The sequence below is a fragment of the Corynebacterium sp. Marseille-P4321 genome, assembly GCF_903645305.1.
GTDB lineage: Bacteria > Actinomycetota > Actinomycetes > Mycobacteriales > Mycobacteriaceae > Corynebacterium.
The window spans coordinates 118,860-135,298 of record NZ_CAHJXO010000002.1; the positions used below are offsets into that span (position 1 = coordinate 118,860).

Below are 16,439 nucleotides of genomic sequence, written 5' to 3' on the forward strand. Positions count from 1 at the left end.
TCCTACAGCTCGATGGTGCCGCGCACGCGCGCGGTGACCAGCCCGCCCACCCAGATGTCGCGGCCGTCGTCGATAAGCAGCTTATGCTTCGACGAACCCCTCGCCGATGCGACCAAGGCGGTGCCGACCACGGTGACCGATACCGTCACCAAGGAAGCGATGCCTGCCACCACCACGGAGAACTCGAACGCTGAACCGGAGTCCTCTTCGAACGAGGGCAGCATTGAAGGCAGCAGCACCACCGGCATCATCCTGACGGTGCTGGCAATCCTGATCGGGCTGCTGGCCTCGATCTTCGCGGTGCTGGTGAACGTGAACCCGCAGTGGTTCCAGGACCTACGCAACCAGTTCAACATCTAGGGCGAACCCCGAACACCTGATAACCCCGCCGCTGCACATCGCAGCGGCGGGGTTCATCGCTTTCAACGCATCAGCGCCGGTCGATATCGTCGAGCGACGCCTCCGCGCCGTCCCACACCACGTTTTTCGCCAGCGGGATCTGGTGCGATGCGCTCTCCAGGATGTGCATGAAGTAGCCAGCCCCATTCGGGATCGCCACAATGTCGCCCGCCGAAACCCCCTGCGGGAAGCGGATCTTGCGGCGCAGGATCAGCTCGTCCTCGATGCAATACGCTCCGACAAGGAACGCTTCCACCGGATCGGATTCCGGGGTGCGCTTCAACAGCGCCGGATCGGTCAAATAGTCGTCGGAGGTGGTCCGGCACTGCGTGCGGTTCATCTCCAGGCCAACCAACGGCAGCCCGTCGGAGCGGGTCTTGGTGAAGGCGACACGAGCGAGGATGACCCCGCAGCCGTCGAGAATCGAGCGCCCCGGCTCGAGGTGAAGCCGCAGGTTGCGCTCCCGCATCGCTTCAGCCACTCCTGCGGAGAGCACCTCCTCCAACCACACGCCGCGGGTCGGTTCCTGCCAGTACGGGTAGGTGTTGGTCAGCGGGTCTGACTTCCACGTGAATGGCTCGGCGTAGCCCGCGCGCTGTGCGGCGATCGCTTCCTGGTAGGCGTCCCACTGATTTTTGTGTGCGAGGTAGCGCATGGGCACGCCGCCGCCGATGTCGATGAATTCTGGGGTGTGGCCGGCGGCTACCAGGGCGTCGATAAGCAGCATGCACTCGTTGAGCGCCGCGGAGCGATCGGCGGCGGCGTAGCCGTGCAGGTGCGCGTGGACGCCGTCGACGCGGACGCTTTGCGACGGTTCCTGAAGGTGCACCCTCCAGGTGCGCAACCGCTCGCCGAAACGCGTCGGCGGCATTGTGTCGGGGTCGGGTGCGAGGCGCGGCGCCACCTTCGCCTGCTTGCCGGACGCCTCGGCGAGGGCGCGGATACGGTCGTACTCACCGGTGTTGTCGACGGAGATGACCACCCCGTTGTCGATCGCGAGCTGCAGTAGGCAGTCCGGTTTGATCGCCGCGGAGAGGATAATTCGCTCGCCCGGCATGCCGCGGCTGAGTACCTGGCGCAGTTCGTTCTCGCTGGCCACATCCACGCCGTTGCCGGTGTCGCGGGCGGTGTCGGCGAAGACGAGCGCTTTGTTGGCTTTGCGGGCGTAGAAGATTTTCGTCTCAACGCCCATGCGCTCACCGGCTTGCACGAGCTCATCGATGTTCGCCTGCATCGGCGCGGGGTTGAGCACGTTGACGGGGCTGCCGAACTCGGCGAGAAGCGCGTCACACGCGTCGCCGTTGGCGAGGAGATCCTCCGACCAGTCGAAGCCCTTCGGCTCCAGCGGCGGAAGCCCGTGGACGCGCTCGGGGCGATCCATCGCGGCGGCCGACACCCGGTCCGCCCAGCGGTCGATGACGTCGTGTTTCGTGCGCTGGAGCGTGTCGTGGCCGAGGATCAGCCCCTCGTTCATGCGCCCGGCGGCGGCGATGTGACGCTGGCCGACGAGCGTGCCGTCGTGGTCCACGTGCAGTGCGTCCGTGTCGCCGTAGCGCTGCCCGATCCCGCGGTCGACAAGGTTGCCGACCAAGGTGCCCTCGGCCACGCCGGGCGGGGCGAGAACGGCATCGATTACGACGGTGGCGCCAACTTCCTGGGCAACGTCGCGAAGGTCGACGTTGCCGCGATTCATGACGTCGGTGCGGATGCGGCCGGCGTCGGTGAGCTCGAGCAGCACCTCGGCCGACTTGGCGGGCGGGCCGAAGGCGACGCGCTCCATCGTCCGGGTGAACGCGTGGAAGTCTTTGCCTCCGAGGGTTTCGCGGCCGCCGAAGGAGGCGCGCTCCACGAGTGCGTCGTAGGTGTCGCGGAACGCGAGCGCCGCCGCCAGCGCCGGCGTCCAGGGTCGTTCCCCCTGCGCCGCCGCGACAGATGCCCGCAGCTCTGCGACCGGGTCTCCGGTGAAATCTTCCCCGCGCAGCACCGCACGGATGTCGTCCTCGCTCCCCTCGCCGCCTGCGATCTCCAGGATGCTGGACGCGCAGTCGGTGAGGATGTCGGTGAGCTCGTCAAAACCGTTGCACTGCAAGATCGCGCGGGATGCGGCATCGAGGTGCGGCTTTGCTTCGTCAGCTTCGACACCCTCGAGGTACGCCTTGACCTCCATGAACCGCCCCGAGCGGGTAACCGGGTAAAACACCTTCGCGTCGGCGTACTTCACCACGTCGATGAACGTCAGCGCGGCCCCGCGCACGAGCGCGACATCGTCGGCCGACACCGCGTCCAAATTCGCCGCCGGGTACGCCGGGGCGATCACTTTGAGGTCGCCTAAGTCGGCGTGCGCGAGCGACCCGGGCCAATCGTGGGCGTGGCCGGTGACGATGAGCACCTCCTCAAATTGCTCGCCGCCGATGTCCACGCCATTGTCCGAGGGGTCGAGCGCATCAACGCGTTCGACCCGAAAATCCAGCGAGCACCGCGGCGGCAGGTGCTCCTCGACGGCCCGCCACGATGCCGCGAGATGCTCTCCGACCAACCGTCGGCTCGGAAACGCGTCCTCGCACTCCTCGTCGGCGTCGAATTGGCCGAGCTGGGTGCGCACGATCTGCTTCGGCGCGTTGAGCACCCACTCCTCCGGCACGGACTGGCCGAACGCCCCGACGGCGGACACCTCGTCCAACGGCGCGTCGCAGAACACGGTGAGGTCGATCGCGGCGCCGCGCTGCCGGGCGCGCTCCATCAACGCTTCCGCCGCCCACAGTCCGCGTGGGCCAGCGCCGATTACGGCCACTCGCATACGTCTACCTCCACGCCCAGCTGCTCATCGACCCATTCGTCGTTGTACACCGTGTCCAAGTACGCCCGGCCGTCATCGTGGAAGACACCCACAATCTCGCTTGCGGCTTCTTCGCGCACAAGCTTCTCGACGGCCCAGGCCACCGCACCACCCGATGCCCCCGGAACGAACCCGGTGGATCTCGCCAGCATGCGCGCCGCGTGGATCGCTTCGAACGCTTCCGCCCGCAGCACCCGATCCGGTTCCACCTCTTTGGACAGCTCCGTGACGACACCTGCGCCGTAGCCGGGGAGGATGCGCTCGCCACGTGCGCCGTCGAAAAGCACCGAACCCTCTGCGTCCACGGCGACCACCTTGGAGTCGTATCCGTGTTCGCCGACGTGGCGCAGGCACCCTCCGATCGTGCCGGTGGTGCTCACCGCGACCACCACCATCTCCGGCGCGTGGCCGAGTTGCTGAACGATCTCCGCCATCGTGCCGTGGTTGTGGGCGTCGAAAGCCGCGCGGTTCGAGTACTGGTCCAGGTTGATGCCTCCGAGCTCGTCTTTGAGCTTGGCAACGAGGTTGCGTCGCGCAGTCAGCCAGTCCCCCGTCTCCGGGTCCGGCTCGGTGACCGGGTGCAGCACGGCACCGAGCGCCCGAATCATCGACAGCGTCGCCTGGTTCGTGCGCGGATCCACCACGCAGTGGAACTCCCACCCGCCGGCGACGGCTTCCCGCGCGAGCGCGATCCCGAGGTTGCCGCTGCTGGATTCCACCGCTACCGCGCCTGGGTACAACAGCCCCTTCTCGGTCGCGTCGGCGACCATAGCGCGCGCAGTGCGGTCCTTTGCGCTGCCGCCGGGGTTGAAGGATTCAAGCTTGCCCCACACGCGCGCCTCCCCGGGAAATCCCGCTGAGAGGTCGACGAGTGGGGTGTGCCCAATGGCGCTGAGCAGCCCGCCTGGGCTACCGGAGGGTTCGGAAGCATGCATGCGTCCCACCCTATGCGTTAGAGCGCTTCGAGCTCGTCCACCCGCCTGCCCAGCTCCACCACCAGCGGGTTCCCTGGCAGGCGTTCTGAGGCCACCGTGTAGACGGCGCGATACCACCACTGCTGGCGATCCTTGCCAGAGTTGAAACGGCCCCAGAGTTTGTCGCCAAGCACTGCGTGGTCCGCCAGGATGGACAGCAGGTTGTGCAGCTTGTCCGCCGCAGAGATGAGCACGCTGCCATCCTCCGCCTCTCGCAGGTGGGCAATGTAGGCGTCGGACCGCTCCTGCCAGCTGGTGAGCGTGTCGTTCTTGGTAACGCCACGCACAAGCTCAACCACGCGCTCGCCGTAGTCCGCCGCCATTTGCTCGGCGGAGTAGGCCTCCGGGACGTCTTCCAAAATGTCGTGGAACAGCGCCGCAATCTGGACGTCCTCGTCATCGGTGACCTGGGAAACCAGGTGCATCACGCCGAACACGTGGGACACGTATGGGAGGTCCGTGCCTTTCCGGACGTGACCGCGGTGCGCGAGCGCTGCGGTATTGATTGCGCTGATTAACCGCGGGGACACGGCGGTGAGGGTGTTGTGTGCCATGTGTGGCTCCTTTCTGCCGGGAACGCTCACAACGATACAACTGCTCCCGGCACCCTCTATCCCACGTTCGAACACTCATTTTAGGAAATGTCCGGATCTATTACTGACCAAGGATAAAATCAATCTAACCTCGTAGTCCCCATTTGGATAAGGAAGCATCTTGGCTCAACTATTTGACCGAAACAAGTTGTCGGAAGCAGTAGCAACTATCGGGACTGAAGAAATACAGCCATTCCTCGAAATTGTCAGGGGTTGGCACCACGACCTGCATCATGGAACGTTGTTGCTCGATAAAGAAACGAGTCGTGAGCAGGCTTACAACCAGGATTTCTTCGTGCGCATTCTCGGATACCGAGAGAAACCTGCGCTTCCGTTTTCAATGGAGCCTAAAGCAACCACCGACGCTAAAAATTATCCAGATGTGGTTCTAGGACATTTTGACGGTTCGACGAGAAACGTCGGCGCGGTAGTCGAGCTCAAAGGAGCAGCAATCTCACTCGATCGCCCTCAAAAGCGAGAGAGCAACCTGACCCCAGTTCAACAGGGATTCAAATACAAGGTGCAGTATCGATCATGCCCCTTTGTAGTCGTTTCCAACTTCCAAGAATTCAGGATCTATAACGACAACCAACTTGACTACAATTCGTGGACTCTTGACGATCTTGTAGACCCTGCCAATGACTATTTCGGTTTCAAATCCTGGTTCTATCTCCTCCACTCCTCGCGCTTGACTGCGGAGACGGGGGAATCACTTACGGAGCAGCTCTTGACCGATATCCGTATCGAGCAGGAGGCTATCGGCGAAAACCTTTACGCAAGATACGCTAACGCTCGACAGCATCTAATTAATTCGATTCTCACCGAGAATCCCAGCTATCAAGATTCTCCCCAAAACGCGATCACATTTGCTCAGACGGTTATCGACAGGATCGTGTTTGTAGCGTTCGCAGAAGACAGAGGCCTACTTCCTTCGAATACTCTGCTGAGAGTCAAGCTGGAGTCAGAGCGCTCGGCTCTTGGTCTGAGCTTCTGGGACAATCTAAAGGTTCTATTCAAAGGAATCGATACTGGCACAGATGCACTTGGAATCCCTAACGGTTATAACGGCGGACTCTTCAAAGCTGACCCAGAATTGGATCAGCTTTCCATCTCGGATGATGCCCTCGCTCCGCTGATCGAGCTCAGTGAGTTCGACTATTCCCATGACTCGAGCGTTGCCATTCTCGGAAGGATTTTTGAGCAATCGGTTAGCGACATTGAACAGCTCAAGAGCTCGGTTTCCGCCACAGGGGGGACAATCATCCCACGAGTATCCCGGCGAAAGAAAGATGGAATCTTCTATACACCTGATTACATCGTCCGCTACATGGTTGATCAAACCTTGGGTAAATACCTTCGGAACCTCGAGAAGACGATGCAGCAGGAAGTAAATCTGCACGGTGATCTCACTGACGAGAACTACGAGCGCCGCGAAAAGGAAGCCTACACTCGCTACCAGCAGGAGCTCCAGAAGATTCAAGTATTAGATCCGGCCTGTGGTTCCGGCGCATTTCTTGTCCATGTCTTCGACTTTTTGCTTGCAGAAAACCGCCGTGTTGGAGAGATTCTGAACACGCTGTTCGACACAGAAGATTTCTACAAAGAAATCCTGCAGAACAACCTCTTCGGAGTTGATCTCAACGAAGAATCGGTGGAGATCACGAAACTTAGTCTATGGCTAAAAACCGCAATCAAGGACAAGCAGCTAACGACTCTGGATAACAACATTAAAGTGGGAAACAGCCTTACTCTTGACTGGTCCCAGGAATTCCCAACCGTGCTTTCAGGAGGCGGATTCGAGGTCATCCTAATGAATCCACCGTACATCAAGGAAGACGAAAATAAGGACGCTTTTGCGTCAGTCAAAACCAATCCAATATACCAAGGAAAAATGGATATTTGGTATATGTTTGGTGGTCTTGCACTCGACCTCATACAGGAAGAGACAGGCTATGTGGGAATTATTGCCCAGAACAACTGGGTCACAAGTGACGGTGCCCAAAAGTTCCGCAATAAGGTCATAGAGGAAGCCAGAATTGAACGGTTCGTCGATTTTGGCGCTTACAACGTCTTCAAAGAAGCCGGCATCCAGACGATGATAATGATATGCCGTAAATCAAATGCAGAGCCAAGGTATGAGTTTCCCTACCAAAAACTCGAAATTAGGAATGCTCGCGAGTCGGACGTAACCGACTTCTTAACCCAGGTAGACACAGAAGGGTCCCTGCGATTTACTACTCGCCTGGATAGAGCTGAAGCTTTGAACGAAACTATCACATTCGTTCCTCCAAAGGCCGGTCGGATCATAGAGACGATAGCTGCGAATGGAAGTTTCTTCATTGACAGCAAAACCGAAATCTTCTCCGGCATTGACGGCCAGGAGACGGTTCGGAAGAAGGATGCCGAGAGGCTGTCTCAAATAGCGACCCAGCCGATTCAATCAGGAGACGGAATCTTTGTCCTGACCAGAGAAGAGCTTAAGGCTAAAAATTTCGGCGCAAAAGACATGGAACTGGTTCGACCGATCTTTAGCACCACCGAGATCAACAGGTTTTTCGCTTCTAACTCGACTGATTCATTTGTAATCTTCACCGATTCTTCGTTTAGAGATCCGAAATCGTTGGATGAGTACCCAGGTATTAAAAGGCATCTGGACCCGTATCAGCCGATCATGACAAGCGCGAATAAACCCTACGGTCTGCACCGTCCACGAGATACGAAGATCTATTCCGGCGAGCGCATCTTCGTAGTTCGGAAATCCGTTGGCCGACCACGCTTCTCCTACGTTGATTTCGAGGCTTATTTCAACCGCACGTTCAACGTCATCAAGACTGACCGCATTGACAACAAATTCCTCACGGGCGTGCTCAATTCAAGTCTCGTGGCGTACTGGCTCAAATTCCAAGGAAAGATGCAAGGAGACAATTTCCAGGTGGATATGAGGCCCCTCGGGTCCGTTCCGGTTGCGACAACGGATAATATCCAACCGATCGTCGCGCTCCACGACCGGCTTTGCGATCTGAATTCCGATCTTTACGACTCGAGAACGAAGTTCGTAAGGACTCTGCGGACCTTGTATTCCATTCGGGCAATCCCGCGAGCGCTGTCTAGGTGGTGGGATCTCGATTTCACGGAGTTCTACCAAACCCTAGGACTCAAATTGCACCCCTCGGCTGTGGCCGATCTTGGGGATTATTTTCAGACTCAAACTCGAATTGTGCGCGATCTCCTGTCACAAATACAGAAAGAGGAGTTCGAACTGGATGAGCTGGTTTTCGATCTGTACGAGATCCTTCCTGAAGATCGGCAGACTGTTAGGGCTGTCGTCATGGACGCAACAGATTTGTAACCGGTTTTGCGTTGAAAGTCCGCCGCCCGATCAACTAAAGCTCACTCGCCGAGGAACTTCTCGGGCTTTAGTGTCAAACCTGAGCGTTCCGCGCACCCGCACCTCAGCGCGTCCGCCAACCCAGATCTGCCCGCCTTCGTCGGAGATATCCACGCGCCCATCGCGGCCGAGCGCTGTGCCTTGCGACACCGAGTACCGCTCAGGCACATCACCACGGGTGCGCAGCCACTGCGCCATCGCACCGTTCGCGCTGCCCGTAACGGGATCTTCGAACGTCGGCGTAAACGCCCGCAGCTCGTACGCCGGGTCGCCTTTCCCGGTCAGCGCGGCAAATGCCACTTTCAGCCCCGGCACCTTGGGGTGAGACAGTCCGCGAAGTGTTTCCACGCTGTCCAGCAAGCCCAGTTTCCAGCCGGGGCCGTTGTCGCCGAAGGAAGCGTCGATAAGCAATTGCTCCTCGATTTTGAAGGCCTGAAGGATTTCGCGGCGGTCTTCAGCTGACAGCGGGCCGGAGCGGATCAGGGGTGGTGTGGCGAAGGAGAGCGTGTCGCCTTCGATGCGCACCTCGACGTTGCCCACGCCGCATTCTTGGACGAGGACGCAGTTGCGGGCGGGACTGCCGCCGAGCTCGAGGAACGCCCGCGCGGTGCCGAGGGTGGGGTGGCCTGCGAATTCGTACTCCTCCACGGGCGAGAAGATGCGCACGCGGTAGTCGGCGCCGGGACTTCGGGGCGCGAGGAGGAACGTGGTTTCGGAGAAGTTCGTCCACGCGGCGATCGCCTGCATTTCGGCGGTGCTCAGCTCGTCGGCGCCTGCTACCACCGCGAGCGGGTTGCCGGTGAACGGGCCGGTGGCGAAGACATCGATTTCAAGAAAGTCGTGCGTGGTCACTGGGTCAACCTTGAAGTTCTTTAGCTAATCGGTTTCGCACGTCGTGTGACTTTTAACCTTCCGCCTTCCATCGGGATCATTCTAGAGACTGTACCAACAGTATTACCTGCGCGGTCGATGAGATTTGCGAGACCTTCGAAATCTTTGAATACTTCATGACCGGGCTTTCGCTCCAACAGATTTCTGAACTCTGGACCCATCAAAGTGAAAAGTTCTCGCATAAAGCGAGCATCTGTTTCCGTCTCGGGCAGGGTCAGAATAACCGGAGTTAATAATTTGTAGAATTCGTATCGGTCTAGTCCAGAACGATCAGCACCTGCTATTTTTAGAATAAAACTCTTGTCCAGTTCGAGGCCGTGCTCGATTGCGAATTCCAAAATCGATCGAATTTCCTCGCCGCCGAAGTCTGTTTGAATACTGTGCTCGTTAAGCCAATCGATGATCAATAACCTAATTTCAGACTCTATTTGGTCTGAATTCAGCAGCTCACCGTACCGTGACAGAGCTGTAAATGACTCGGGGGCGAAATCATTGGCTCCTAAGGCTGAACTTTCCAGGAAGGCAACGGCTAAATCGGGCCTATCCAACTGTGTTAGACTTCGAAAATTTTGGGAAGAGTCCTCTACAACCCCTGTTCGCAATGTAGTCCTTATCTTGCTTGGAGTTAGGGCCCCTAGATCATCCCATCCGAAGTCACCGTTCCAGTCAGTGAGTTGACTGACCAAAATCTCACGTTTGTCTTCCCCACCCGGCCAGGTTTCGGGTTGCAACAGCTCCAAACCTAGTTTTTCAAGATCCTCAGAATCTATCTCCGGTGGTTCTCTCCCGCCCACCTCAGCGTTTGGCAGCAAACCATTTCTGTTCAGCAATTCAATTACCGCGCTGTCGAGTTTGCCTGGGGCTTCCAGTACATACGTCAAAACATTTCTCGTCGTTGTGGCCATTAATCCAGTCCTCGCCAAGATCTCGCGAAGCCGGCCGCTTACCCGACGTACATCAGTAAATAAAACGCCCGCACTACATAGCGAGAGTAAATATGCAAAGTTCTTTTCCCAGTCTTCTCCTCTAACTTCTTCCGATGAACCCGAGTCTCCTGCCAGCGCTGCATCAATCACCGGTAGAACCTCATCGATAAACTCAGCCTCCTCACCGGGCATGATCGAATATCCAGAAAAGTCCCCGAGAATCGCTTCGTAAAGAGCAGGATTTTGAGCAGCCTGAATCAACAGGCTGGGATAAGGGGCCAACTGGACTAAAGATGGCGACAACACTTCCGGTAGAAGTCTGGATAGATTCGATGAACTTAGTCGAACCATTCCCCTATCCGCAAACTCTTTCGATGCAGCGTAGTTCAATGTTCCCAGATCAACTTTCAGGCCACCCGCATTCGCGATCGCGCCTACTGCCCCAGCAACCACGCCCTCAGGCGAATCCTGACTACACAGTATTGGTAGGGATTCATAAATCCGCTCAAGAGTAATCATGAATTCGACACCAATTTCAATAGAAGTTTCGGAGGCTTCAGCGAGAACGCAGTCCAACACAAAAACTAGGCCAGCATCCCCAGCTGAGCCGAGAAGTTCGTGAAGTTGATCGTTGAGAATCGCATTAAAGCTCCTGGAAATCAGGCTTATGATATCTCGTGCAAAATGTTCCTGATCTTCGTTGCCCGGCATCGCAATCGTACTATCGACTAGTGCGTGAACTGTTTGGGAAATGATCTCGCTGGAGTTAACTTCATCCTTTAAATCGGTCAGAATCTTCTGCACGAGATCTTTTCCGCCGGGTCCATCAGCATGTTCGGCTAAATGTAGGAGAAAATCACCGTTGGTCGCTCCGGCCAAACTCGGCATTTCCGTTCGCTCGAGGCGAGCAAGAATCGCATCACAACTGCGCTTATCAAGCTTTTGGTAGGGCGAAGGTTGAATTCGCTCTATGTTGCTTACGACGAATCGCTGAGCCAAAAGCGTATCAAGCCCTTCCTGGAACGTCGAGGTACTGAGGTAGAAATCTGTATCGATGTATCCCTTCTTCACCAAATCTCTACTGAGTGGCTGTCTAAGGTGTCTATCGATCATCTCGTCTAGATCAAGCCGGGATTGTTCCGGAATACCGAAAGACTCGTGTCTGCCTGCCACCTCGCGAAAGTGGTAGATACTCCCCTTCCTCGATTCCCGAGAGAAGAGCCTCAGTGCGTCTATTTCAGCGTTCGCCTCATCCGTTGCAAGTTCAAGCCGTTCCTCGGATAGATTCCCGCTACGGATGATAGTTATGAGAGTTGCAGGATTGATACTCACTGTGGGATAGGAAGAAGCACGCCACTGAATCGGCCCAGAAAGTTTCTTAAAATTTTCGACAACATTGGACCAGAAATCTTTAAAATCATACTCTCCATCCTGTCGGAAGGCTTGACCTTCGATTGTCAATTCGCTTTGTGAAAAATCAACTGGCTCGATTTGGTGACCAATCTCGCACTGAAGATGCTCCCGGAGTCGTTCATTGAAGGTATGAACCAGGGGCTCAGCCAACAGATGCAGGTAGGCGGACTGCTTCAAGCCATCGATTCGTAAAGAAATTTCTCTCTGTGTGTCAGCCACGTGTTTGTAGAAGGAATCAAGCAGCTGATCTAAATCACTAGTTCCTCTTAGCACCCTTTCAAAATCGTCCAGATGAGTATTTTTGTACGCGACTATTGCCAAAACCGACTCATCTGATACGTGTTCTATTACCCTCTCTCGGAAAACACAGAACTCGTATGCAATGTTCAACAGGAGGCGGTGATCCACTACATGGGTCCCGATCAGATGTAACAATTCTCGATCAAAGGATCTATTCGGAGCCACCCTCTGCAGCTCTTGATTCAAAAATTCGTATGAATTACGGTGTGTTGCGAATGGGACCACGGGGATAATGACATCAAAAAACTTGGTGCGGTTTTCCGCGGCTCGTTCAGCGCAACTGGAACGATCAGTCTGGTTGAGCTTCGATCTTGGCGGCGTCCCTACTCCCGATGAGTCCTGTTCTCCTTCCACTTGGGCCGCTATAATCGACCGGTCGAGTGAGAAGACTGAATCCTTTAGAACATACAGAAACCTCACTGGTTGAGTTCTTGACTTCTTAGAGCTAGCGAGCGCCATGTTGATCTGCTGATTTAGCTCACGGAGTGATTCAAAAATACTAGGACTGTTAAACCGGTCCAGATCCTCAAAAACCACGAGATTAGTTTTTGAAACTCGGAAGTAATAGACGATCTCAGATAGGTATTTGTCGAAGTACGATTCATCACCGGTATCGAGTTCTAGCCTGCCTGGCCCTACCGATAACCCCTTAATTTTTGGCTTGTCAGTGATGAGAAACGCCGCTAGCCCTACAAGCCCAGTGATAACACCCCAGAGAAGAACAAATCGGAGAATTGGGCCGTAACTAACACTCCCGTTCCTGACCCAATCCTTCCAAAGGGCCGGCGCTTGGAAAAGGAAGTACGTCAGTAGGATCACAAATGCTGTCAGCAAATAGCGCAGCAATCTCTGCCACCAAGTCGGGACAACAATTCCACGGAACTCAGATTTAGGCATTTTCGATGGATCTTCTCGGAATATAAACTGCTTCAGCACCTCCTTTTGAATGTGATGCTCCGTCTCGCTAGCGGACTCTTGCCCATCGAGGTCAAAAGAAGCCAAGCTCACCAGAATGGCCCTGTTACTCGTAACCCCTCGATTAGGATCTTCACTTTGTAGCGCTGTGAAAAGCCCCTCAACGATGCTGCTCTTTCCCGATCCGTAGGGGCCTGTAAGAGCTAAATTCTGAAACCGCGGATCCTGAAGTGCATAAAGCAGTTGACGCACGTAAAAACCATGCGTTTCCTCGCTATAAGCGGGCCCCAAGTAAACGGGTTGAAGCCCCTTATTCTCTTCCCTTTTGCCGCTCAATCCCTCGATTACCTAGCACATCAGTGGGTGCCCGATTCGCCCCAGCTTTTGTTTTACCGCGTAAGCGGACTAGGTCGATCATACGCGAGAGAGGTTGCACAGGTTCCATTCCGAAGATTAGCCAGCGATGAAAAACGTACCTCCCAATCGTTCGATCGCGGTCTCGTTGCCAGGACCGCCCCAAGCATTAGGGCTACATCGAGACCGGTTGATCGGTGGAAAAGCCCCCGACCCGGCATCCGGATCGGGGGCTTCATTGGTACCCCGTACGGGATTTGAACCCGTGTTACCGCCGTGAGAGGGCGACGTCCTAGGCCGCTAGACGAACGGGGCGCGCTCGCTGTGTTTGCGACTTGATCACAATAAAGGACGCAACCCGGTACCGACAAATCAGCAGGTGAGCGGGCAAGCCATTACCCTGGCGCCATGCGTTTCTTCGACCACGACACCATCATGCGTGCCCTCACCCCCGCGGAAGCAGTCGACGCGATCCGCGCGGCGCTGAAGTCCGGCGTAGATCCTTCCGCTGACGCCCCGCGCACGAAGGTCCCGATCCCCCACGGCGAGATGCACCTCTTACCCGCGGCGTTCGGCAACTGGGCCGGTGTGAAGGTCCTGGGTCTCCAGCCACCGGGCTCAGAGCTCCCGGTGCCGCTCGTCCAAGGCTCGTATCTTCTCTTTGAGGGCAAGACGCTGACACCGCATTCGCTTCTCGACGGCACGTCGCTCACCACCCTGCGCACCCCCGCCGTCGCGGTCGCGGCGGTGCGTGACGTGCTCACGACGTCCTCGGGTCCGCTTGACGTGGCGGTCTTTGGCACGGGTGCACAGGGCGTGGGCCACGCTGCAACCGTGGCGAATGTGTTGGATGGCGTGCGTGACGTGCACGTCACGTTCATCTCCCGGACCCCGCGTGAGGGACTACCCGGCGAGTGGGCGGAAGCCGGTAGCGAAACGGCTGCCGAAGCGCTCGGCCGGGCAGGGCTCGTGATTACAGCCACGACATCGCCGACTCCGATCCTCCAGGCCGCCGATCTGCAGGAGGACGCAGTCGTCCTGGCCGTGGGCTCGCACACCACAGACGCGCGCGAACTGCCCGCCGATCTGCTCGACGGGGCGCAGGTCATCGTGGAGGATGTCTCCGCAGCGATGCGGGAAGCCGGCGACGTCGTACTCGCGATCGCCGACGGGGTGCTCGAAGAGTCGGACCTTATCCCGATGGCAGATGTGGTGACCGGCCGCGTGACGTTGGACTAGGGCCAGCGGATCGTGTGCAAGACGGTGGGCATGCCGTGGGAGGATCTCGCCGTAGCGGCCGCTGTGGTGGAGCGAGCGATGTCCTAAACCGAAGTCACCCCATCGAACTTCCGGTGTTTTTTGGAAGGCGATCGCTCGGAGAATCCAGCAGGTAATATCCAGCATTTCGGCCTGAAACGGAGATCTGCTGGGTTCTACCTGCTGGAAATAACCTGCACTGCCCCAACCCCGAACACGCGAAAACCTCCGGGTTCAGTTTCGCACTGACCGCGGAGGTTTCGCTTTGTACCCCGTACGGGATTTGAACCCGTGTTACCGCCGTGAGAGGGCGACGTCCTAGGCCGCTAGACGAACGGGGCATTAGGACACAGAACTTAAAAGCTCTGTAGCTGGCCTACCAGGACTCGAACCTAGAATGACGGTACCAGAAACCGTAGTGTTGCCAATTACACCATAGGCCAATCGTTTTTCAGCGCTTACCTGCGGAAACTATTGTGTTCTTCCCGCTGTTCGCTCTGAACAACGTGGTTTACTATAACCACGAACGCTGTTTCGTTCCAAATCGCCTGCATACCCCGCAAATCTGGGGCGTGCAAAGGCGTTGAAACGACAGCGTTGTAAGTCCTCCCCTACCCGGCTATCTAAGCGTCCGCCGCCTGGTAAGGCGTTACTTCGCGCGCCGCACGAAGACGCTTCAGCGTCGACGCGCGGCCAAGCAGCTCCATAGACTCGAACAGCGGCGGGGATACCGCAGCGCCCGTGGTGCCAACGCGCAGCGCGCCGAATGCGACGCGGGGTTTCAGGCCCAGCTCGTCGATAAGCGCAGTGTTCAGCGCCTGCTCGATGTTCGCGGTGGTCCACTCCTCAACCCCCTCGAGCGCGGCGATGCCGGCATCAAGCGGCTCGATAGCCGTCTCCTTGAGGTTCTTCTTCGCACTCTTCTCGTCCAACTCGAGATCCTCGTCGGCGATGACCAGGAACTTCAGCAGGTCGTACGCGTCGGAGAGCACCTTGATGCGCGTCTGCACCAGGTCCGCCGCAACCGCGAACTTGTCCTCCGGGTAATCGGCCGGAAAGTCCGTGTACTCCGTGAGGTAAGCGCGCAGGCGCTCGCGGAAGTCGTCCGGCTCCAGCAGGCGGATCTGGTCGGCGTTAATGGCCTCGAGCTTCTTCTGGTCGAAGCGGGCCGGGTTGCCCAGCACGTCGGACACATCGAAGGCCTCGACGAATTCCTCGACGGAGAAGATATCTTGATCCGCGGATAGCGACCAGCCCAAAAGCGCCAGGTAGTTGATCATGCCCTCGGGGATGATGCCGTTGTCGCGGTGGTTGAACAGGTTGGATTCCGGGTCGCGCTTGGACAGCTTCTTGTTGCCCTGGCCCATCACGAACGGCAGGTGGCCGAAATCCGGGGTGCGCTCAGCGACACCGATGCGCTTCAGCGCCTCGTACAGCGCCATCTGGCGCGGAGTAGAAGACAACAGGTCCTCGCCACGCAGCACGTGGGTGATGCCCATCAGCGCGTCGTCCACCGGATTGACCAGCGTGTACAGCGGCGCGCCATTGGAGCGGGCCACCACGAAGTCCGACTGGGTCTCCGCCTTAAAGGTCACCTCGCCGCGCACCAGGTCGTTCCAGGTCCAGTCCTGCTCCGGCATGCGCAGGCGCCACACGGGCTTGCGCCCCTCCGCCTCGAACGCGGCGATCTGCTCCTGGGTGAGGTCACGGTCGAAATTGTCGTAGCCCAACTGCGGGTCGCGACCTGCCGCCTTGTGGCGTTCCACAACCTCCTCGTTGGTGGAGTAGGCCGGGTACACCTCGCCAGCGTCGATAAGCTTCTGCAACACCTCGGCGTAGATGTCCGAGCGCTGCGACTGGCGGTACGGCTCGTGCGGGCCGCCGACATTGACACCCTCATCCCAGTTCAGGCCAAGCCACTCAAGCGAATCAATGATCGCCTGGTAGCTTTCCTCCGAATCCCGGGCGGCGTCGGTGTCCTCGATACGGAAGACGAACGTGCCGCCGTCGTGCCGCGCCTGCGCCCAGTTAAACAGGGCGGTGCGCACCATACCCACGTGCGGGGTACCGGTGGGCGACGGGCAGAAACGTACGCGCATTGCAGAATCAGTCATGGCTGCCATGCTACCCGCGCGAAAAAAGGCCGCCGATAGCAGCATGTGCTTATCGACGGCCCCCTCGCGGTGCCTTCCC

General features: G+C 57.7%; 10 protein-coding genes and 3 tRNA genes. 3 read left to right on the forward strand and 10 right to left on the reverse strand.

Going from position 1 to position 16,439, the window contains the following annotated elements; all coding sequences use genetic code 11:
* Positions 1-2 precede the first annotated feature (2 nt).
* Complete coding sequence (locus HWX32_RS11300; RefSeq protein WP_303049142.1) at positions 3-131, reverse strand: hypothetical protein; 129 nt, start codon at positions 129-131, stop codon at positions 3-5.
* A gap of 1 nt (position 132) precedes the next feature.
* On the opposite strand from HWX32_RS11300, the gene HWX32_RS05885 reads away from it, so the two are divergent.
* The gene (locus HWX32_RS05885) at positions 133-360 is read left to right on the forward strand and encodes a hypothetical protein (RefSeq protein WP_175935140.1); all 228 of its coding nucleotides are present in this window, start codon (positions 133-135) and stop codon (positions 358-360) included.
* A 70-nt stretch (positions 361-430) separates the two neighbouring features.
* Here the strand turns inward: HWX32_RS05885 and HWX32_RS05890 are convergent, their stop codons facing one another.
* From HWX32_RS05890 to HWX32_RS05900, 3 genes are read right to left on the reverse strand one after another with little or no spacing between them, the layout of a single operon-like run.
* On the reverse strand, positions 431-3,196 hold the full coding sequence (locus HWX32_RS05890) for an FAD/NAD(P)-binding protein (protein ID WP_175935141.1): 2,766 nt from the start codon (positions 3,194-3,196) through the stop codon (positions 431-433).
* Positions 3,181-4,170 (reverse strand): pyridoxal-phosphate dependent enzyme, encoded by a 990-nt coding sequence (locus HWX32_RS05895; protein ID WP_175935142.1) that lies wholly within the window; start codon positions 4,168-4,170, stop codon positions 3,181-3,183. The genes HWX32_RS05890 and HWX32_RS05895 overlap by 16 nt, the downstream gene beginning before the upstream one ends.
* Before the next feature lie 17 nt (positions 4,171-4,187).
* Positions 4,188-4,763, reverse strand: coding sequence for an HD domain-containing protein (locus tag HWX32_RS05900; RefSeq protein WP_175935143.1), 576 nt, complete (start codon positions 4,761-4,763; stop codon positions 4,188-4,190).
* A gap of 160 nt (positions 4,764-4,923) precedes the next feature.
* On the opposite strand from HWX32_RS05900, the gene HWX32_RS05905 reads away from it, so the two are divergent.
* Positions 4,924-8,151: an N-6 DNA methylase gene (locus HWX32_RS05905; protein WP_175935144.1), complete on the forward strand. Its 3,228-nt coding sequence runs from the start codon at positions 4,924-4,926 to the stop codon at positions 8,149-8,151.
* A gap of 30 nt (positions 8,152-8,181) precedes the next feature.
* On the opposite strand, the gene HWX32_RS05910 is transcribed toward HWX32_RS05905, so the two are convergent.
* From HWX32_RS05910 to HWX32_RS05920, 3 genes are all read right to left on the reverse strand, one after another.
* Positions 8,182-9,042 (reverse strand): PhzF family phenazine biosynthesis protein, encoded by an 861-nt coding sequence (locus tag HWX32_RS05910; RefSeq protein ID WP_175935145.1) that lies wholly within the window; start codon positions 9,040-9,042, stop codon positions 8,182-8,184.
* Positions 9,043-9,062: 20 nt separating this feature from the next.
* Complete coding sequence (locus tag HWX32_RS05915; protein WP_175935146.1) at positions 9,063-12,887, reverse strand: hypothetical protein; 3,825 nt, start codon at positions 12,885-12,887, stop codon at positions 9,063-9,065.
* A gap of 341 nt (positions 12,888-13,228) precedes the next feature.
* Positions 13,229-13,304, reverse strand: a tRNA-Glu gene (locus HWX32_RS05920).
* Positions 13,305-13,397: 93 nt separating this feature from the next.
* Between HWX32_RS05920 and HWX32_RS05925 the strand changes: the two genes are divergently transcribed.
* On the forward strand, positions 13,398-14,228 hold the full coding sequence (locus tag HWX32_RS05925; protein WP_217702889.1) for an ornithine cyclodeaminase family protein: 831 nt from the start codon (positions 13,398-13,400) through the stop codon (positions 14,226-14,228).
* Between the two features lie 286 nt (positions 14,229-14,514).
* Here the strand turns inward: HWX32_RS05925 and HWX32_RS05930 are convergent.
* The 3 genes from HWX32_RS05930 to gltX all read right to left on the reverse strand — a co-directional run bounded on the left by HWX32_RS05930 (position 14,515) and on the right by gltX (position 16,369).
* A tRNA-Glu gene (locus HWX32_RS05930) sits at positions 14,515-14,587 on the reverse strand.
* A 30-nt stretch (positions 14,588-14,617) separates the two neighbouring features.
* Positions 14,618-14,689 (reverse strand) — tRNA-Gln (locus HWX32_RS05935).
* A 180-nt stretch (positions 14,690-14,869) separates the two neighbouring features.
* On the reverse strand, positions 14,870-16,369 hold the full coding sequence (gltX, locus tag HWX32_RS05940) for a glutamate--tRNA ligase (protein WP_175935147.1): 1,500 nt from the start codon (positions 16,367-16,369) through the stop codon (positions 14,870-14,872).
* Positions 16,370-16,439: the final 70 nt, after the last annotated feature.